We start from the raw sequence: 18,692 nt of genomic DNA, 5'->3' as shown, positions 1-18,692 counted from the left end.
AGCAATCCACCTACTAACTTTGTTTAAGTTTCGATCTGGATTGCTTCACTTCGTTCGCAAAGACAGCAAGTTAGCTTGGTTCTATTTATGTAGCAGCCCCGGACAAGTCGCGGTCTGAACCAAGCTAGATTTTCGGTGTATTTGAACCAGAACTCGCCAAAGCCGCCACTCCCAAGACCAGCAAGGCAGCACCACCGCCTAACAGGGTATACTGATTAATCAATGAAGGTTCGGTATTAGTCACTCTTATCTGCGTTTTAATTTTCTCAACCAGTAATTTCAATGGTTCGTCAGAACGTATTGGACTTGCCAGCCCGCTAATTACCGTATTCAGAAATGTTTGATTGTATTTCTGTGTAATTTCTATAGGCTCTTTTTGATAGTATTCCATTGTTAAGGCATGAGCTTCTGCCACTGCGGCGGTAAGATCCAGAGCGTCATTATCCTTCCAGTGCTGAATGCCAAAACTCTCTTTATGCATGAAGCGCTTTGTATCGTCTGAGCTGTGAAAATTTTGCCTGGCTATCTGTATTTTGCCGGGGGTATTGAGAATAGAAACCAGATATCTATAAAACTTTTCTCGAAATTCCTCAGGTGTCACTGCCATGATACTCCTCTTAATCCATTGGTTAATAATTACAATAATCCGGTAAACATCGATAAATACGATAAGTGAAATCTGCGAACCGTTGGCCATTGGCCCTGGTTGCATATAAAGGAAACACTCCCACTAATTGATAATGGTTTAAAAATCCTTTCGCCATCAGTATTTCCATCAGATCATTAGCCCTGCCCAATTCATTGACTGAATAAATGATCCAGTCAGGTCGAGCGTTTCGCATAAGATTCACAGCATATAATTCAAGAGATTTATATTGAGTCATGTCACGATTATTAAGACACTCGCTGTCGATGAACTCTAAATCAGATCGGCCAAAATAGGGGATCACTCCGCAATCGGACACCAGAATACGGGCATTCTTTTTTGCTTGTTGATTAATCAATTGACTGACTTTAAGACGAAGCGCGCTTCGTTGCTGATAATGACCTAATTCATTTTGAATTTGCTCTGACCTAATCGACGGTATACTGGAAAAGGCCAGTAACAGAATAGCAATCAGACATATAAGCTGTTTATAACGCTCATTGATTGAAAAATAGTGCAGAGATTCATTAATTCCAAGAGGGGGCAGTATGCAAACCAGCGCAAATGCGGGTAAAAAAAGACGATTATAATGAGCGATTACCGGGTTAGCATCCCAAAGCAATAAGGCATAGGCCAGTGATGGTAACCATAAGAGAAGATGCCGGCAGTCGAATCTTGCCATTAAATAGGGAAGCCCGATAATTAACGAGGGAAAGCTGATTGCAAGATAATCCTGAATTAGAAAAAAACGATAGTAGGAGGCTATTGAGGGATAAAAACTGCTCATCCATTTGCAAAGATAGCTATTGGGTAGTAGCTGGCCAAAATAACTGAGTCTCCATGAAAAATAAAGGGAATAAGGTAATAGAAATCCCAATATAAAGCAGACGGCGGCTGGCTTCAGAATAGATTTCCAGAAGTTTTCCCGAGCGCTGCCGGCATGAAACCAGTGGCAAATAATGTAAAGACCGGCAAATACCAGCCATAGAATCCCTTCAAAGCGGGTGAGTGATAAAAGCGTCAGACTAATACAAAGCCAGAAGCAGCTCCCGCGATTATTTTGTTTAGTATCAGAGAATATTTGTAGCAATAAAAAAGTAAAGATCAGGACCAGCATAATGAACAAACTGGTCTCAAGACCACTCACTGTCCACCAGTAGAGCCCTTTGTAGCAGGAGAACAGGTAAACGCTGAGCAAAGCATAAAAAGGGCTGCCGAATAGCCGCGCACAGCGATAAAGTAAAAAGAAGGCTAGTAAAAGACAGCTGGTAGCCACTACTTTGAGGGAAGGGATTAAGGGCAAGCCTAGTTTGATAACCAGATAAGCCAACAGAATCCATGTAAAATTGGAGTAGCCTTCCACTGGCAGCTTATTGACTGTCCACAGAAGTCCATTGCCCTGAGCCAATTGATCGGCGTAACGCCAGCTGATAAACGCATCATCCGTTACAAAATTCCAGCAATTGATCAATGAATAGCTGATATTGAATCCAATTAGCAGCAAAATAATCGCGACTAGGCTGTTTTTTGAAAAAAATGCTTTATTCACGTTCAACCAGTCTGCCCTGAAGCGGGTCTGACCCCAATCGATTGTTCCTCCTTCTCGGAAAATGCACTTAAATGACTAATAAAGAAAGACAGAAAATTTCCAATACCATTCTGTTGATAAAATCGTTTAATGGGTGGCCTGGGTTCGTTGATTCCATCCGTCAGGCGAAGTACATAGGCGAGGCAGTCTGTCTCTCCAGGCTTCATCCGATTTACCATGTAATGCAGTGTGCAGGCATGCGTTTCCTGCATCTGTCGGTGCAAAGCCATCATTTCAGCGATTTTTCTACCGGTGGTCTGGCGCGAAATGGGTTGAGTCAGATCTCTGGTGAGATCGGATGGTGAAATTGCAAACTCAAGGGCAAAAGGAGGTTTATCAGCAATTTTCACTGCAATCAGGGCATGTTGTCCCACATAACCTCTTAAATGTTCACTTACAAATTCTGCCGGATGACTTCCGGTTGTATAACTGGCGGGCGAATTCAAAAAATGATTCAGCTTTTCCTTATCGTTATTGAAATAATTAACCAGGAGATCATCCAACACCTCGTTGAGATAGTCATGAATTGTTTTACGAGATGAGGTTAATTGATTCAGATTAAGGGTCAGGCCGTTTAATACCAATTTCAATTTCCTGAATAACGGCTCTTCCAGCAAATATTCCGGTGTTCGATTTCCAATTGCCCCCCCTAGACACAAGCCCACAAATGTACCCAATGCAAAATATTTTAAGGGGTTTTGCTGGTTAGTTATTCCCTGGACAACTCCGGTGATTCCTCCCAGGATTGCGAAAAACAAGCCAAGCGTAATCGCTAACAAAGCCGAGCCAATCGTTAGCAGATGAGGATACAAAACAAAACTGCTGTTGTATTTATCAATGAGCTTAACCAAGCGACCGTATTTGGTATTCACCAGCCCGATCTGTTCCTGAAGCTCATCTGCACGCTGTCCGGGATTTAAAAAATCCTTACATTGAACTGTCAAATCAATGGAAAGGGCCAGGATGTCTCTTGTTTGGGGGGTATTAATGGGTTCAATTGCGGCAAGCAACAAAAATAAATGATATTTCAATTCGGTGGTGGGTAATGCAAAAATATGTTTTCTAAATTCTTCCAGCTTGTGTGTGTATTCTGATGGGAGCATGGCATTTATCACCTGAACGCTTTGACAATTATATTGTGAATAAAATCATAAAAGTTCAAGCAATAAATGCAAAATTACAAGCGAGTGAATTAAAACCACAACAGGCTGCTATGGCAAAAAGAAATCAGAGCATATAGGGCCAGAGGAAAAATTTTTAGAAATCTGCTATTCATTTTCATGAGCGGTTCCATTTTTCTTGATCAAGGATAATTACATATTCAAAATTCATGCCGAGTTTCAATTGGCCTGGACATCGGCAACTAACCATTCAAAATTGCCAATTAATGCTCTAATAGTTGACTTATTGTAAATTAAATTGATTGTATAGCAGTTCCATACTATAATTCATCGTTTTTCATAAAATACAATAAATTAAGGCTTTAAATGAAAGTATTACTGACCTTATGTGTTTTGTTTTTCTCCACTGTTATCCAATCGGCCGCTTTAAAAAATATCGTCGTATTTGGTGATAGCCTTTCGGATAACGGCAATCTTTATGAGTACATGCACCATCAATTGCCGCAATCCCCGCCTTATTATGAAGGACGGTTTACAAACGGCCCTATCTGGGTGGAGCGTCTGCTGGCTCTTTATTACAAACAAAATCCGGAAAGTCATTTAAAGGATTATGCGTTTGGCGGGGCTGGTGTTTCTGAAGAGGATGATGGCGGAGTGCTGTTTACCTTGCGCAGCGAGATCGACAGCTATTTTCTCAGCCATAATAATCGGGCGGAAAAAGACAATCTGTATGTCGTCTGGATTGGTGCTAATAACTATCTTGGCGTTCCCGATGGGGTTAATGAAACGGTTGAGCGCGTCAACAAGGGTATTGCTCACAGCCTGTCGGAATTGGCCAGTAAGGGGGCTCGCCATATTCTGGTATTTAATTTACCCGATTTGGGGAAAGCACCTGCTGCCAAAGAGTTTGATGCGGAAGAGATTCTATCTGAATTTTGCCAGGCGCATAATGCTGCATTGGCTGAAACGATGAAGCAACTGCGCAAGGAATATCCCAAAGTGCAATGGATATTCTATGATGTAAACGAACTACTGAACCAGATTTTTGCAAATCCTGCTCATTACGGTTTCAACAATATTGAGCAAACCTGTTACGATGTGATGATTGATAAGCCGAGTCAAAAATCAGTTCTGCAAATCGCCTCACGCATTCGACCCACAAGTGAATTCGATACCTGTGATGGCTTTTTGTTTTTCGATCCGGTACATCCGACAGGCCCTGCCCATCAAATTATGGCCGAGACTGCCTATCGGCTGCTTAAAGAAGCTAATATTTCATTCAAATAATTAGTTAAGTTCTACTGCTATTAACTTAAAGGATTGCTGTCATTCCCGCGCAAAGCGGGAATCCATTCCTCAGTTGGGCATTATGCGAATTCATCGATGGTTCCCCGCCTGCGCGGGGATGACAGTTTTGTATACAATTAAGCTTACTTAATGGCAGGGTGCCTTAGCCTTTTCCCGACAGCAGAAGGGCAAGATGCTATTCAACTTCGGCAAAATTCTTGCATCAAATCCCTTAGGCTCTCTAAAAGAAACCCTTATGCACTCTCGATTGATCCTGATTATCTTGCTGTTTCTCTCTCAGCCACTGGCTGTTTTGGCAGACGATCACATTAAAATTAATGTCAATCAGGAAGAAATAAAACTCCCTTTCTGGGAGGGCAGGCAAAAAGAGACAAAGGGCGGCATCATTTTGTTACAAGGTGGAAAACCAGCAGGAGGGGCGGAGTTTCCCAGAAGATTGGCTGACTCCTTAGCGAAGGCCGGGTGGTCGGTAATGCTTTTAAATAGCGATCTCAGGGTAAAAACACCGTGGATAGAGCAATTACCGGAAGCAATGTCTACATTGAGGCAAAGAAACAGTAATCGTTTGATTATGATTCACTATGGTGACGAACTTGATCTCAGCCTGAATTATTTTAGCAAGCCACAGTCCAAGCAAGTGAATGGCCTGGTGTTACTTTCGGCGTTTCAGCGCAAACCTGATGAGAAGACGACTAGAGAAGCTCTTGGCAAAGGCCTGCGTTTTCCGGTGTATGAGATCTATGCTCAATTTGATTATGAAGCAGTTAAACACAGTGCTCAGCAATTGAAACTGCAGCTTAAAAAGACAGGATCGAGAAGTTTTCAGGTTCCTGGAAGCAGCCATGATTATTACTATTCAACCGATCTGCTGAAAAATTACCTGAATGGATGGATGAGCCGCCTGAATCCCACAGAAAGAGCAAAGCTACCCTTGTAAATTAATTATTTAAACACACTACCATCCTTTACTTGCACAAATTTGCTCATAAGCTTTGGTGATTCGCTGTGTTTTCTCATTTGCAATTTTAATCATTGCTTCTGGTAAACCCTGGGCTATTAATTTATCAGGATGATTGCGGCTAATTAATTTGCGATAAGCTTTTTTCACTTCCTGCTTACTGGCATTGGGGCTGATTTCCAGAACCGCGAAGGCATGCATTAAATTATTGGGATTCTGATAATTGAATTCCTCTCTGCGTTGATGTGAATTTGATGAGTGCGAAGAAGATGAGCGCTGATTGCTGCGCTGGGAATAATCCGCGGTTGAGTAAGCGCCGCCAAAAATAAAGTCTTCATAAAAGCGATACTGTTGTTTCAAGGGAGCAAATCCCATTCGCCGAAAAATGTTGTCCAGCGCTTGAACTTTAGACTCAGTCAGGCCTCCCGCCTTTGCCACCCGGTATTGGATATCCATAAATAATTTCAGAAGTTCGGGATTGACCCGGCAGGTATCCTGAAGCGTGTTTAAGGTGCTCTCGAGATCGAAACGCGGGTCTTTTCCCTCATTGAACAAGCGCTTGGCCAATTCCTGCTGCTCGTTATTTAAACGCATTTCATTCATTAACTGACGAGCAACCTGAATCTCTTCTTCGGATACCCTGCCGTCCGCCTTCGCAATGTGTCCCATGACAGAAAAGGTGGTCTGGAAAAACACCTCTTGAATTACTTTTCTTTTCTCACTGTAATAACTCCAGTGAGGACGTGAAAAATGCTCTGCAAGTCCGCGGTCAAAGAAATTACCGATTAAAATACCAAATAAGGCGCCTGCGGAGCCACCCATCAGGTATCCTAAAAAACCACCGATGATTTTTCCCCACCAGGTATGTGTCGTAAAGTACTGACGAAAATTCATGTGAGCCTGCATTGATTGTTTGAATAAATCAAATCGATATCCATTTTGTTAGATGATCCCTATATTATTTCATAAATTAGAAGAATAAACCGCATCAAAGAGACGGTTTACGCTTTGTTAACTCTTATTATAATGGCTAATTAAGTAACTTACATCTAAAACGTCTCGATCTTGAGGCCTGCTGACAGCCCATAGACGACGAGAATCAACCAAATCAATAAACAATTTCTGAATGCCTGGCAATCGGTATATACTTCTGTTTTTTTGCAAGGAATTCCAATGCGTTATATTTATTCCTTTTTCATGTACCTGATGACACCCTGGCTGCTTTTTCGGCTTTGGTGGAAAGGCAGACAATTGCCAGCGTATCGGGATCGCATTGGCGAGCGTTTCTGGGCAGGCATGCCGCCTGTGCCAAATATTGATGTATGGGTTCATGCCGTCTCTTTGGGAGAGGTCATTGCAGTCACTCCGCTAATCAATGAGATGCTGGCTAAAAACTGGCGGTTGTTAATTACCACAATGACCCCAACCGGTGCAGAGCAAGTGAAGATGAAGTTTGGAGATCGCGTTCAGCATCGATATATCCCCTATGATTTGCCTGATGTACTGCAACGATTTTTTGTTTCGGTCAAGCCACGCGCTGGTGTTATTGTCGAAACTGAACTTTGGCCTAATCTGATTCATTATGCCAGTCAGGCTAAAATTCCCTTGATGCTTATTAATGCACGTTTGTCAGAGCGTTCTTGCAGAGGCTACCAAAAGATCAAATGGCTGATAAAACCGGTTATTAATCAATTTACCTGGATCCTTGCTCAAAGCGAGGACGATGGCAGGCGTTTTCAGCAATTGGGAGCTAAGGAAGGCCTGGTCCAGACTATTGGTAATATGAAATTTGACTTACAGACCAAAGATATTGACCAGGGACTGTTTCTCCAATTGAAAGCGGCTTGGGGACCGGAAAGGCCAGTGCTTATTATTGCCAGTACGCATGACAATGAAGAAGAGCAAATACTGCAGCAATTAACCCGATTGCAGGCCTCTATAAAAAATATACTGGTATTAATCGCTCCTCGTCATCCAGAGCGTTTTCAAAAAGTTAACTTACTTTCAGAGCAGGCTGGATTTAAAACGGCATTGCGAAGCAAGCCTGAGACCATTTCTCCTGAAACTGAAGTGATTACTCTTGATTCTATGGGAGAGCTCCTGGGTTTTTATCAGATTAGTGATTACGCCTTTGTTGGTGGAAGTTTTGTACCCATCGGTGGACATAATGTGCTTGAGCCTATCGCTATGAAGGTTCCAGTGTTTAGCGGTCCTGAGGTGCATAACTTTAAAACGATTTGCCGTGACTTGATGGATGCAAACGCTATGATTATTGTACAATCTGCTGCAGAATTAATAGACAGAGTTATTGCGCTTCATGCTAACCAGGCAGAAAAAGAAAAGCTGGTATTGAATGCAACCCAGGTATTGAAAGCTAATAAAGGAGCGGTAGCACGCTATTTGGCCGTGTTGGAAACCTTTGTCGACTAGCAATCTCCTGCTTTCCGGGAATAAGCCGCGGGAAGCAGGGAATACGAGAGTCTTCATCAGACTGTATCATGCCACGTCATCTCGAACGCAGTGAGAGATCTCCGAATGCTGGCACAAACCAGGATTTGGGAGATCTCTCACTGCGTTCGAGATGACGGCGTGCCTGCGTTCAGGAGCTGCGTTAACTGCCCTGGTTTTGTCTTTCTTTTATTTCAGAAAGCGTTTTGCAATCTATACATAAAGTGGCTGTTGGTCTGGCTTCCAGACGACGCAGTCCAATTTCAACGCCGCAGGCTTCGCAGTATCCGAAATCTTCATCACGAAGACGTTCAAGAGCGTCCTCAATTTTCTTGATCAGTTTCCGTTCCCTGTCGCGTGTACGCAGTTCAAGGCTGAATTCTTCTTCCTGACTGGCCCTGTCATTGGGATCCGCAAAATTCGCTGCTTCTTCCTTCATATGAGAAACTGTTCGATCGACTTCTTCCATAAGAGAGCGCATCCAGGCCAGCAATATTTTTTCAATATGCGCCCGCTGCTGTTCATTCATGTACTCTTCCCCTTCAGTTTCCTGATAAGGGGCAATTCCCATACTGCCAACGGCGTCATTTTTCACGTTAAGTATACTCTCATTGTTTGAATCAATTAATTGTAACGGCATCGAGGCCTCCCCACTATTTACGTCCCTTACAGTAAAGCACCAAATTAAAGGCCGTTAGGTATATCAAAAATCGAGTCATTCATCAACCTTTAGCAGCCTTCCTCCACTGACTCTGTCCAGACCTTGTACGTCTTTCCAACACTGTAGCTTTTGATACCCATAATCTTTAAGCATAGACCCTACAACAGTTTTTTGATCATAACCATGCTCAATCAATAATAGCCCGTCTCGATTGAGCCTCGCAATACTCTGTTGCATGATATCCCGAATTGCGGTCAAGCCATCTTCACCGCTGGCGAGTGCGGATTGGGGTTCAAAGCGCAAATCGCCCTGTTGCAGATGAGGATCAGTCTGTGGAATATAGGGCGGATTGGAGACAATCGCATGAAACTGCATGGCATCAGGAATAGCAGAAAACCAGTCGGACTGGAAAAAATGAATGTTGGTAATATTTAAAGAAGCGGCATTTTCTTTGGCAACATAGAGGGCCCGCTCGCTGATATCACTGGCATAGACTTCCCATTGAGGACGCTCTTTCGCCAGGGCGAGCGCAATAGCGCCGCTGCCAGTACCCAAATCGATTATTCGTATGTCTCTTTGTTCCGGGATTAAATGAAGGCAAAGTTCAACAATCAGTTCTGTTTCAGGTCTTGGAATTAGCGTGCTTTCAGTCACTTTCAGGGGAAGCGACCAAAACTCCCGCATTTTAACAAGATAAGCCACCGGACGGCCAAGCTGACGCTCTTTCACCAGCGTCTGAAAACGCTGATATTGTTCTGTGTTAAGAGGCTGCTCTGGATGGGTATAAAGATAGGTTCTTGTTTTGGAAAGCGTATAAGCAAGTAAAATTTCCGCATCTATTCTTGCGGTATCATGGAGATCAGCAAGTACTTCGGTCGCATTGGATAAAGCGGTTTTGATATTAATCATGACGACTTAATTCAGCCAGGAGTTCAGCATGATGTTCTTTCTGCAAGGCATGAACCACTGGTGCTAAATCGCCCTCAATAATATCGCTCAATTGATAGAGTGTCAGATTGATGCGGTGATCGGTGAGCCGGCCTTGCGGAAAATTATAGGTTCGAATCCGTTCGGAACGATCGCCTGAGCCAACCTGCAGTTTTCTGGTTTGTGCCTGCTGTTGTCGTTGCTTGCTTTGTTCTGCATCCAGGAGCCTGGTTTTTAAGAGAGCCATCGCTTTCGCACGATTCTTATGTTGCGAGCGTTCATCCTGGCATTCGACAACAAGGCCGGTGGGCAAATGGGTGATGCGAATGGCTGAATCGGTCTTGTTGACGTGCTGACCACCGGCGCCGGATGAACGGTAGGTGTCCACGCGTAATTCGTCTGCACTAATATCAATATCGTCAATTTCATCGACTTCAGGAAGAATAGCAACGGTACAGGCGGAAGTATGAACCCTCCCTTGCGATTCGGTTTCCGGGACGCGTTGTACGCGATGTGCTCCGGATTCAAATTTCAATTGCGAGTACACAGAGACACCGGAAATTCGGGCAATAATTTCCTTATAACCACCATGCTCACCCTGGTTCGCGCTGATGATTTCCAGTTGCCAGCCCTGATTTTCCGCATAGCGGCTATACATGCGAAACAGATCACCTGCAAAAATTGCCGCTTCGTCTCCTCCGGTTCCCGCGCGCACCTCGAGATACACATTGCGCTCATCATCAGGATCTTTCGGAATCAGATAAATCTGCAATTGTGCATCGAGTTCCTCAATCTGTTTTTTTTCAGCGCTGATTTCATCAGCTGCCATTTCTGCCAGATCGGCATCTTCCCCGGCTGCCATTTCCTCCAGAGCCTGCAGATTTTTCCGGGCATTCTGATAGGTTTCATAACAGGTCGCTACGGGTTCCAGCTGAGCATATTCTTTGGATAAATTTTTAAATTGATTCTGATCGCTGATCACCGATGCATCAGACAATAGACGGCCTACTTCCTGGAAACGTTCGAGGAGTTGCTGTAATTTGGATTCAAGAGATTTCTTCATAACTGGATTGATTAACCGGATTGTGAAAAAGGTATTGGGCCAGGTCAAGAAGATCCTGGCGATTATCCCAGGCGGCCTGTCTTAAGCCAATAGTGGGTTGATGAATGAGTTTGTTCAGCATGCGGTTGCAAAAAGTTTCGAGGACCTCTTGCTGATTCTGCCCTGTAGACAGATGATGAATGGCACGCTGCAGCTCCTGCTGCGCCAGAGATTCCATGTGATTACGATAACCGCAGATAATATCCTTGGCCCGTAATGAACGATGCCAGCGAATATAATTATCGAGTTCGCAGTCAATCAGTTGTTCAGCCTGCAAGGCTGCTGTGCGCCGTTCATTCATTCCATGCTCAATCATTAACTGCAGATCGTCAATATTATATAGCGCTGTATTGGCCAGCTCGCCTACATCAGCCTCAATATCGCGAGGAACCGCCAGATCAAGAAAAAACATAGGCGCCTGGTTTCTTTGAGCCAGGGCGTGCTCCACCAGGCTTTTATTTATAAAAGGCAAGGGACAGGCAGTGGCTGAAATAACGATATCGGCCTGAGCCAGATACTGGGGAATGTCTCCAATGGTTAAGGCTTCACCAGCAAAAGTGGCTGCCAGTTGACGGGCATTTTCCTGAGTTCGGCTTGCCACCAGAAATTGTCTTACCCCTTCTTTGTATAAATATTTTGCTACCAGAGAAGAGGTTTCCCCAGAACCAATTAGGAAAACGCGTAAATCGCTGAAATTTTTAAATTGCTGGCCAATCAGTAATACGGCAGCGTAGGCAATGGATACCGGATTGCTGCCAATGCCGCTGCGGCTGCGAATCCTTTTACTTGCGCTAAAAACATACTCAAAGATGGAGCGAAGATTGGATTTGATGGTGCCAGCCTGGCAGGCATGATGATAGGCCTGTTTCATCTGGCCAAGAATTTGCGGCTCTCCCAGCATCATCGAATCTAATCCACTGGCTACCCTTAGGGTATGCCGAACACCTTCCTCGCCATGATGAAGGTAAAAATAGGGTTGAAGCTCTTCGGCGTGAAGATGATGTTCGCGGGCAATCCAGGGAACCAGTAAATCGGGCTCTTCTGTTTCACAGTAGATTTCTGTGCGATTGCAGGTTGAAAGTATGGCGGCTTCATTCACTGCAGGCAAATACATGAGACGATGCAATATCGAATCCTGAAAAGCAGGCGACACGGCAATCTTCTCACGAATGTCAAGCGGAGCAGTTTTATGATTGAGCCCACAGGCAACAAACACCATAGATTTATCATAGAGAAAGCAAAATAATCCCGAATTGTAAACTAAAAAAGGGGTAATTTACAGACTTGACTCGCAGAGAGACAAATGAGTAAAGGATTTACTCAAGTGATTTTCAAGTTGGCCGTTAAAAGAAGTAGGCTGGATTCACTGCCAGCCTAGGTTAAATATACAGAAGTCCTGGCATAGATTTCCAAATTGGGCCTATGCTAAACAAGAGGGCTATAAAAAATCGTATCTTCTTACTGTCCTTTAAGGAGCATCAAATGGATATTATTTTCCAAGGGAAGCATAACAGTGAGGAAGCCGCTGAGAGTTTACTGAGTGTATTGAAATTATTTAAAGAGCGCTATCATATAGAGCAGTTCCGCGAGATGCATCTAACCGTGACTCTGGTTGATGATGCGGGCGAGGATGTAGAATTGGTTGACACAGACACCATGCAAACTTATCGTATATTTGAAGTATACCGCAGAGGCCATGAATTATCGACTGGCCGGCGCACTCATCCAATGTTGCAGTTGGTTGTTGATAATACAAAAAAGCAGGAGTAGCGAATGCTTATTGCTCTGCTGGCAATTATTCTGACTTTGTTGTTGGTTGTCGGTTTACATGAAGCGGGTCATGCGATAGCGGCAAGGATTTTTGGCATCAAAATAGAAACCATCTCTATTGGTTTTGGAAAGCCTATTGTCAAATGGCGCAAAAATGGAGTGGAATGGGTTTGGGCGATGTGGCCGCTCGGGGGCTATGTCAAACTGCTGAACTCTCGTATACATCCTGTAAAACCACAGGATTATCCTTACTGCTTCGATAAAAAGCCGGTATGGGTAAGAATCGTTGTACTTTTTTCTGGCGCATTTGTTAATCTGATATTAGCCTGGGCCACATTATTTTTATATTTTTCGATGGATCATCAGCAGCAGATTCCAGTAGTTAAACAAGTAGTTACTGATAGTGTGGCGGCCGGTGCTGGAATAAAAAGCGGCGATCGCATTATAGCCATTGATCAGCATAAAACAGATTCCTGGCAGGATGTGGGTATGTATCTAATCAGCCATCTGGATAATGCTGCTGTACCGATTAAAGTGATTGGCAGCGATAACATCCATCAGAATTATCTCCTTAATCTTAAAGACCTTTCTATGCAGGGCAATTTACTGACGGCAATCGGCATTATGCCTGCGGAGAGTCAGGAATATCTTGAGCGAGTTCCTGGCCAGGATTTCATAGAGGCGGCAAGCTTTGCAAGTTTTAAACTGAAGCAATTACTATGGTTTTTCCTGATAATTTTAAAACAATTGTTAACCGGTAAGATCCCTTTCTCAGTTCTGTTGGGGCCTATCGGGCTGTTGAGCGCGTCGATTCTCTCTCTCAAGCAGGGACTCGCGGTGTTTTTATATTTTATCGCGACCTTAAGCCTGGCTGTTGGGCTGGTTAACTTATTCCCAATCCCGGGATTGGATGGCGGCTCTATTATTTTTGCATTGATAGAAAAAATAAGTGGAAGACCTGTCTCTGTCGCTCTGGAAATTCTACTCTACCGTTTGGCATTGATTGCCTTTTTCCTTTTCCTGGTACAGTTGCTTCTTAATGACCTCCAGCGCTATCTGCGCTAGCTAGACTCTGTAAACCAAAGAGCCTAATCCTTAACCAATTGTTCTGGCACAGCATAATACATCAATTTTTTCGACGCCTTGTCGTTTTAATAGTGTTGATAACTCGTTCACTGTACTGCCGGTGGTCAATAAATCATCCACAAGAAGAATATGGGAATAGGGCGTCTCTCTTACCGAAAAACTGTTGAAGAGATTGCTGCGCCGTTGTTTACGATTAAGCTGCGCCTGGGGGGAGGTATTCTTTATTTTCTGGCATGAAAAGAAATCATAGGGGACCTCTAAATGTCTGGCGACACCTCTGGCAAGAAGAGCTGCCTGATTAAAACCCCTTTGCCGCAGCTTTTTAAAATACAGGGGAACAGGGAGAATGCAATCAGGTTTTTCAAGTGACAGAGGCAAGGCATCAAGAAGCAGCTTAAGCAATACAGGCAGCAGATACAGCCCTTCCCGATATTTAAACTCATGAATTAAGCCACGCAGAGGTTCCTCGTAACGATAGGCGGTAAATACCCGATTAAACTGCGGCTTTTTTTTAATACAGGCACCACATAGATCGAAATGTTCACCTATTGGCATTCTGCAGATGCAGCAGGCGGTTTCAATTTTTTTGAACAAGGCCATACACTGTTGGCAAATAGCCTGATTCTCAGTATGGTACTGGGAACAAAGCTTGCAAACAGCAGGTAGTTTTAATCTGTTGAAAATATTTTTCCAGCAGAAAGAGTGTTTATCTAGGCTATCCATTTTGATAATCCTGTTGCCAGCTGACTGGCAGTGTTATACTTCGATTTTTTACCAGGTTGGATTCATTCCATTTGTGCTGATGATGAACCCGAAAACAGAAGTTTGCAAGGCCTTTAATCGCCATGCTTCAGAATATGAACAGGCCGCCAAGGTACAAAATGAAATTGGTCAACGCCTTTTTGACCGTCTGTCCTACTTAAAAATCACTCCTCGTTATGTGCTCGATTTGGGTTGCGGCACGGGATTATTCACTACCCAATTGAAAAAGCGTTATCCGCAGGCACAGGTCATCGCGCTTGATTTGGCCTATAGCATGTTGCTGCAGGCTAAACAGAAGCAGAAATTATGGCGTAAATGGCCTTTGGTCAATGCGGATATGATGCGTCTACCTTTTGCTGATCGCGTGTTTGATTTAGTGTTTGCAAATCAGGTAATTCACTGGTCACAGCCTTTACAAGTTGTGTTGAAAGAGCTGCATCGGGTAATGAATGTGCATGGCTGCATAATGTTTTCAACCCTCGGGCCAGATACTTTCAAGGAGCTTCGCGAAAGCTGGAGATCGGCTGATGTCTATGAGCATACGAATGAATTTGCCGACATGCATGATATAGGGGATGAATTACTAGGCGAAAACTTCCTTGATCCGGTGATTGATATGGAGCTGCTCGCTGTTCATTATAAAAGCGTGGCGCAATTGATTCGCAGTCTGAAGAGCCAGGGAGTGCGCAACATAAATCCAAAACGAAATCATGGATTAACAGGTTGCCAGGCATGGAAAAAATTTGAAAAAAATTATCAGCAATTTTCTACTGAAGATAATAAATATCCTCTGACTTACGAAGTAGTGTACGGCCATGCCTGGAAGGGGGAAAAGCACCAGGATGATGAAGTGTTTATTCCTGTTTCGCAAATAGGAAAAGTGAAAAGATCGTAACTCCCCGGATACGTCATCCTGAACGCAGTGAAGGATCTCCTGAATCTGGCTCAGCTCTAATCAGTTTGAGATCCTTCACTGCGTTCAGGATGACGTAAGTCACAAGAAAATCTGTAAGGGCACAGAAACTTATTCCCCACATAACGCTCTATAAGCTATTCTTAATAGATAAGCTGTGGGAGATTGATGGTAATGAGTACCCTGTTTTTGGGGGAAATAAAGTCTCGGATGCTTAGGGAAGACAATATAAATCGAAATGGAGCGAGTCTTTATCGCAACGAATTCGGGCATATAATTGCCCCGCTTCTGTTGACCCAATGGCCGACGTTTAAAAGAAAACAGCCTGTCATATTTAGCGATAAACATCTATGCATGATGCAGCTGGCCGAGTTATGCTATCGAATGCTGGTTCGCTGTGAAATTCAGCCTTTGTATTCTTTACAATCGACCCCCATTCATGCGAATAACACCATATCCATATCACAATTGAATAGTATTGAGCAGCGATTATTTACCAGAGTTAATCAGCCGTCGCTTTATTTACCCAACGCGAAGGGAGAAAAACTGTCGAAATCCCAGGTTTTAAGGTGGACACATTTATATACACTGGAGGCAGCTCACCTGACAGTCGAACAACAGACAAAAAATTATCCTGATTTAATCAGCGATGCAGATCTTTGGTCGCAATTTAAAGAGGAAGCAGGTTTTATGATGTATTGTATCGCTTGCGGCGATTGCAATCTGATGAACAAAGTTGATTATATGCTGAATGAATGCCTGCGTTTTCTGGATGTGAGCTGGCTGCAAATGGACATCATACAGCAAAACAACTTTATGTATTACTATCATCGAGAAATACTTGAAGCTTTTTACGATGATTTTATCGATTATTTTGACAGTCTGGATGAGCAGTTTATCTCAATTCATGGACAAAGCCTGTCACAAATGACTATAGAACAACTGGATGAGCTCTCGATAGAGGATTTCACTGACCGTGAACCCTTAATCAAAGTGCTTTATGGTCAGGATACAGCTGACTTTCGCCAAAGCTGGCGAGCCAATATTCAGTATGATGAAGCGAGAGGGCTTTATCTCATCACTCGAATATCAGCTCCGGAAAGGGTGATGAAAAATCTTATGAATTAGGGTAGAAAATAATAAGGATTAGGTAATTTAAACCCTTTTTCAGCGAATCCACCTTTCAAATCACTATATTGATCACCGATTGTGGCGACTATCGTATAACCTTTCGCCTCAATCGCCCTTCGCGTGCCTGATTTAAATGGAATAACAGAAGATTCTTTATAATCATTGGGCTTTAAGAACAGAGCCCCCCAGTGATTGTAGCCGGCCCGGTGTAGATTGAGCTCGGTGGGCTGGCGCTCACTAGTTCGACGTCCAGTTACAAAAAAGACAGTGATATTATTTTTTTGAGCAAGATTATAAAGATGCAACATGCCCGGAAAGGCAGTCGCCCTGGCTTTAAATACAGATTTTCGAAATGCTGCGGTGCTGACAGCAAAACCATGTTTCTCCAGGTTGGGATAATTACTCAGGCTGGTTTCATCAATATCAAGAACCAGAGCCAGTTTCTTCCTGTTCTGCATTTGTCTGTTTTGAGCTGCCCGTTTTTTGATATAACACTCTGCCTGGCGAATCACCTCATTGAATTCTTTTTCATACTGGCCGTCGTTGTGATACTGAACGAGTTCATCTTTAAGAAGACCCAGATTCTGAGGTTCTGCGAACAGAGTGGAAAGGTTGAAGATCAAAAGTAAAGATAGAAGAATGCGTCGAGCTGATAAAATCATGATTAAATTCCAAAATATACAGATGGAGGGCGCTTCTCGTTGCTTAGTATCGCGGCTTGGCCGCTATTATATCGAGAAAAAACTGACTGTCAAATGAACAGCGTGATAACTAAGATTGCAACACAGGTGGGCAACTGGTGTTCCAATTGTTCCTTCCAGGTCATCTCGAACTGATTTATCCCCACGAAAATGTATAAAAGAGTTGCAGATTGGAAGTCTTAGTGATCAAATAAGCATTTTTTACTGATGTAGATAGAAAATGTTTACTGAAAAGCTATTATTTAATGCCCTGGTTGAAGGGTGTCCATTTATTCATGAAAATCGAATTAATGCTGTATTAGATGTTTCAATGGCGCTAAGGGACAGTCAAAATTTGTCGTTGAGTCAAATAGGGCGGTCACTCCAAGGTTCGAGTGATATAAAACATAAAATAAAAAAAGTAGACCGCTTAGAAGGTAATAAAAATTTACATGAAGAATTAGGTAGTCTTTATAGAGCTTTATCAAGCTATGTTTTCACCTATTTATCTCAAGACCCCACACTACCCATTGTTATTGATGTCTGCTTTATGAAAGATGACAGAGCAATTCAGATGCTCAGCGCTGAGGTGGCAACAAAAGGACGAACCTTACCTTTATATCGAAAGGTATTTAAAGAAGGAGAGTTGAAGAAACAAACGCAAGATTTTTTAAAAGAACTAGCTCATTGTATACCAACTGATCGCAAGGTAATTGTGATTATGGATGCTGGATTTCATTGTGAGTGGTTTGAAACAATTGACTTATTTGGATGGTTCTGGGTTTGCCGAGTCAGGCAAGGGAAAAGTCTTAAATTTAGAGACTCTGAGGATTGGTTAACGGTAAAGGACTTTATATCTCAAGTTAAAGAAAGAACAACAAATTATGAGCGTGTATTGTTGACCAGGCGCCATGAATATTATTGCCGATTAGTGACAACCAAGCGTGCACACAAGGGACGCCAATCTAAAGATAGCCGAGGAAATACGCATGGACGAATCGGCTCTGGGCGCTATAAATCTGCAGCTAAAGAGCCTTGGATTTTAGCAACAAACTTACCCTCAGAATATAAATCCACCGACATTGTTAATTTATATTCTAAACGAATGCAAATTGAAGAGTCTTTTCGAGACCTTAAAAGCCATCAGTTTGGTTTGTGTGGACGTTACATCCGCACTAAATGCATTCACAGGTGGGGCGTTAAAATGTTGCTCGCAGCTATTGTACAAATTACCTATTGGGTTATAGGAGTCATTGGTCATAGCCAAGATATGCAACGTAGATATCAAGCGAATACTGTAAGAGATAAAAAGGTATTTTCCTATTTCACGTTAGGAAAATTAATTATTGAGCATGATGGATTTAAGTATCTTAAATTCCACGATGAACCACTTACTCAAATTATTCAAAATGAATTGTGCAGAAAATGGTAATTTTCGTGGGGATCATTCAGATCCTGAGCGTAGCGAAGGATCTCAAGCTGCTTGGAACTGAGCCAGATTCAGGAGATCCTTCACTGCGTTCAGGATGACGTTGAAACGAAATAGGAAAAGTGCAATATTTTGTAACTCCCCAGGTACGTCATCCTGAGC

Annotated in this window: 18 protein-coding genes; 8 read left to right on the top strand and 10 right to left on the bottom strand. The window is 43.0% G+C overall.

The annotated features are described in order from the left end of the window. Positions 1-124: 124 nt before the first annotated feature. From E1O89_RS14460 to E1O89_RS14450, 3 genes are read right to left on the bottom strand one after another with little or no spacing between them, the layout of a single operon-like run. Entirely contained in the window at positions 125-607 is a 483-nt protein-coding gene (locus tag E1O89_RS14460; RefSeq protein WP_133140776.1) for a hypothetical protein, read from the bottom strand. Between the two features lie 22 nt (positions 608-629). Continuing rightward, complete coding sequence (locus tag E1O89_RS14455) at positions 630-2,195, bottom strand: protein LphB (protein WP_133140775.1); 1,566 nt, start codon at positions 2,193-2,195, stop codon at positions 630-632. 2 nt (positions 2,196-2,197) lie between these two features. Further along, entirely contained in the window at positions 2,198-3,337 is a 1,140-nt protein-coding gene (locus E1O89_RS14450; protein WP_133140774.1) for a hypothetical protein, read from the bottom strand. A gap of 384 nt (positions 3,338-3,721) precedes the next feature. On the opposite strand from E1O89_RS14450, the gene plaA reads away from it, so the two are divergent. Both plaA and E1O89_RS14440 read left to right on the top strand, forming a co-directional pair. Further along, entirely contained in the window at positions 3,722-4,642 is a 921-nt protein-coding gene (plaA, locus tag E1O89_RS14445) for a GDSL family lysophospholipase PlaA (protein ID WP_133140773.1), read from the top strand. Positions 4,643-4,898: 256 nt separating this feature from the next. After that, entirely contained in the window at positions 4,899-5,600 is a 702-nt protein-coding gene (locus E1O89_RS14440) for an alpha/beta hydrolase (protein WP_133140772.1), read from the top strand. An 18-nt stretch (positions 5,601-5,618) separates the two neighbouring features. Here the strand turns inward: E1O89_RS14440 and djlA are convergent, their stop codons facing one another. Next, positions 5,619-6,515, bottom strand: coding sequence for a co-chaperone DjlA (gene djlA, locus E1O89_RS14435; protein WP_133140771.1), 897 nt, complete (start codon positions 6,513-6,515; stop codon positions 5,619-5,621). Between the two features lie 279 nt (positions 6,516-6,794). On the opposite strand from djlA, the gene waaA reads away from it, so the two are divergent. After that, entirely contained in the window at positions 6,795-8,051 is a 1,257-nt protein-coding gene (waaA, locus tag E1O89_RS14430) for a lipid IV(A) 3-deoxy-D-manno-octulosonic acid transferase (protein WP_133140770.1), read from the top strand. Between the two features lie 181 nt (positions 8,052-8,232). On the opposite strand, the gene dksA is transcribed toward waaA, so the two are convergent. The 4 genes from dksA to hemA form a co-directional block, all read right to left on the bottom strand. Next, positions 8,233-8,709 (bottom strand): RNA polymerase-binding protein DksA, encoded by a 477-nt coding sequence (gene dksA, locus E1O89_RS14425; RefSeq protein ID WP_058507745.1) that lies wholly within the window; start codon positions 8,707-8,709, stop codon positions 8,233-8,235. 75 nt (positions 8,710-8,784) lie between these two features. After that, positions 8,785-9,639, bottom strand: coding sequence for a peptide chain release factor N(5)-glutamine methyltransferase (prmC, locus tag E1O89_RS14420; protein ID WP_133140769.1), 855 nt, complete (start codon positions 9,637-9,639; stop codon positions 8,785-8,787). Further along, the gene (gene prfA / locus E1O89_RS14415; protein WP_133140768.1) at positions 9,632-10,720 is read right to left on the bottom strand and encodes a peptide chain release factor 1; all 1,089 of its coding nucleotides are present in this window, start codon (positions 10,718-10,720) and stop codon (positions 9,632-9,634) included. Before prfA ends, prmC begins: the two co-directional genes overlap by 8 nt. Beyond that, positions 10,704-11,978, bottom strand: coding sequence for a glutamyl-tRNA reductase (gene hemA / locus E1O89_RS14410; protein WP_133140767.1), 1,275 nt, complete (start codon positions 11,976-11,978; stop codon positions 10,704-10,706). The genes prfA and hemA overlap by 17 nt, the downstream gene beginning before the upstream one ends. 263 nt (positions 11,979-12,241) lie before the next feature. Here hemA and E1O89_RS14405 point away from each other — a divergent pair, with 263 nt between their 5' ends. Both E1O89_RS14405 and E1O89_RS14400 read left to right on the top strand, forming a co-directional pair. Next, positions 12,242-12,529, top strand: coding sequence for a hypothetical protein (locus E1O89_RS14405; RefSeq protein ID WP_112220661.1), 288 nt, complete (start codon positions 12,242-12,244; stop codon positions 12,527-12,529). Positions 12,530-12,532: 3 nt separating this feature from the next. Continuing rightward, positions 12,533-13,594, top strand: coding sequence for a M50 family metallopeptidase (locus E1O89_RS14400; RefSeq protein ID WP_133140766.1), 1,062 nt, complete (start codon positions 12,533-12,535; stop codon positions 13,592-13,594). Positions 13,595-13,624: 30 nt separating this feature from the next. Here the strand turns inward: E1O89_RS14400 and E1O89_RS14395 are convergent, their stop codons facing one another. Beyond that, the gene (locus E1O89_RS14395; RefSeq protein WP_262337539.1) at positions 13,625-14,338 is read right to left on the bottom strand and encodes a ComF family protein; all 714 of its coding nucleotides are present in this window, start codon (positions 14,336-14,338) and stop codon (positions 13,625-13,627) included. Positions 14,339-14,420: 82 nt separating this feature from the next. Between E1O89_RS14395 and bioC the strand changes: the two genes are divergently transcribed. Both bioC and E1O89_RS14385 read left to right on the top strand, forming a co-directional pair. Then, on the top strand, positions 14,421-15,272 hold the full coding sequence (gene bioC, locus E1O89_RS14390) for a malonyl-ACP O-methyltransferase BioC (protein WP_133140782.1): 852 nt from the start codon (positions 14,421-14,423) through the stop codon (positions 15,270-15,272). A 192-nt stretch (positions 15,273-15,464) separates the two neighbouring features. Further along, positions 15,465-16,418, top strand: coding sequence for a hypothetical protein (locus E1O89_RS14385; RefSeq protein ID WP_133140765.1), 954 nt, complete (start codon positions 15,465-15,467; stop codon positions 16,416-16,418). Here E1O89_RS14385 and E1O89_RS14380 read toward each other — a convergent pair. Beyond that, complete coding sequence (locus E1O89_RS14380; RefSeq protein WP_133140764.1) at positions 16,415-17,083, bottom strand: HAD family acid phosphatase; 669 nt, start codon at positions 17,081-17,083, stop codon at positions 16,415-16,417. The two genes, E1O89_RS14385 and E1O89_RS14380, sit on opposite strands and share 4 nt — an antisense overlap. Before the next feature lie 259 nt (positions 17,084-17,342). Here E1O89_RS14380 and E1O89_RS14375 point away from each other — a divergent pair, with 259 nt between their 5' ends. Then, positions 17,343-18,533 carry an IS4 family transposase gene (locus tag E1O89_RS14375; RefSeq protein ID WP_133140763.1) on the top strand — a complete coding sequence of 397 codons (1,191 nt, stop codon included), beginning with the start codon at positions 17,343-17,345 and terminating at the stop codon, positions 18,531-18,533. Positions 18,534-18,692 lie beyond the last annotated feature (159 nt).

This window comes from Legionella genomosp. 1, assembly GCF_900640215.1.
Classification (GTDB): Bacteria; Pseudomonadota; Gammaproteobacteria; order Legionellales; family Legionellaceae; genus Legionella_C; species Legionella_C quinlivanii_A.
Note: the sequence above shows the minus strand (reverse complement) of the source record. Positions and strands in the feature narration are given on the sequence as shown.

What these genes read in the sequence shown, in the direction of transcription:
- E1O89_RS14460 (WP_133140776.1), bottom strand. Translation starts at nt 607, where the DNA reads ATGGCAGTGACACCTGAGGAATTTCGAGAAAAGTTTTATAGATATCTG.
- E1O89_RS14450 (WP_133140774.1), bottom strand. Translation starts at nt 3,337, where the DNA reads ATGCTCCCATCAGAATACACACACAAGCTGGAAGAATTTAGAAAACAT.
- plaA (WP_133140773.1), top strand. Translation starts at nt 3,722, where the DNA reads ATGAAAGTATTACTGACCTTATGTGTTTTGTTTTTCTCCACTGTTATC.
- E1O89_RS14440 (WP_133140772.1), top strand. Translation starts at nt 4,899, where the DNA reads ATGCACTCTCGATTGATCCTGATTATCTTGCTGTTTCTCTCTCAGCCA.
- djlA (WP_133140771.1), bottom strand. Translation starts at nt 6,515, where the DNA reads ATGAATTTTCGTCAGTACTTTACGACACATACCTGGTGGGGAAAAATC.
- waaA (WP_133140770.1), top strand. Translation starts at nt 6,795, where the DNA reads ATGCGTTATATTTATTCCTTTTTCATGTACCTGATGACACCCTGGCTG.
- dksA (WP_058507745.1), bottom strand. Translation starts at nt 8,709, where the DNA reads ATGCCGTTACAATTAATTGATTCAAACAATGAGAGTATACTTAACGTG.
- prmC (WP_133140769.1), bottom strand. Translation starts at nt 9,639, where the DNA reads ATGATTAATATCAAAACCGCTTTATCCAATGCGACCGAAGTACTTGCT.
- prfA (WP_133140768.1), bottom strand. Translation starts at nt 10,720, where the DNA reads ATGAAGAAATCTCTTGAATCCAAATTACAGCAACTCCTCGAACGTTTC.
- hemA (WP_133140767.1), bottom strand. Translation starts at nt 11,978, where the DNA reads ATGGTGTTTGTTGCCTGTGGGCTCAATCATAAAACTGCTCCGCTTGAC.
- E1O89_RS14405 (WP_112220661.1), top strand. Translation starts at nt 12,242, where the DNA reads ATGGATATTATTTTCCAAGGGAAGCATAACAGTGAGGAAGCCGCTGAG.
- E1O89_RS14400 (WP_133140766.1), top strand. Translation starts at nt 12,533, where the DNA reads ATGCTTATTGCTCTGCTGGCAATTATTCTGACTTTGTTGTTGGTTGTC.
- E1O89_RS14395 (WP_262337539.1), bottom strand. Translation starts at nt 14,338, where the DNA reads ATGGATAGCCTAGATAAACACTCTTTCTGCTGGAAAAATATTTTCAAC.
- bioC (WP_133140782.1), top strand. Translation starts at nt 14,421, where the DNA reads ATGAACCCGAAAACAGAAGTTTGCAAGGCCTTTAATCGCCATGCTTCA.
- E1O89_RS14385 (WP_133140765.1), top strand. Translation starts at nt 15,465, where the DNA reads ATGAGTACCCTGTTTTTGGGGGAAATAAAGTCTCGGATGCTTAGGGAA.
- E1O89_RS14380 (WP_133140764.1), bottom strand. Translation starts at nt 17,083, where the DNA reads ATGATTTTATCAGCTCGACGCATTCTTCTATCTTTACTTTTGATCTTC.
- E1O89_RS14375 (WP_133140763.1), top strand. Translation starts at nt 17,343, where the DNA reads ATGTTTACTGAAAAGCTATTATTTAATGCCCTGGTTGAAGGGTGTCCA.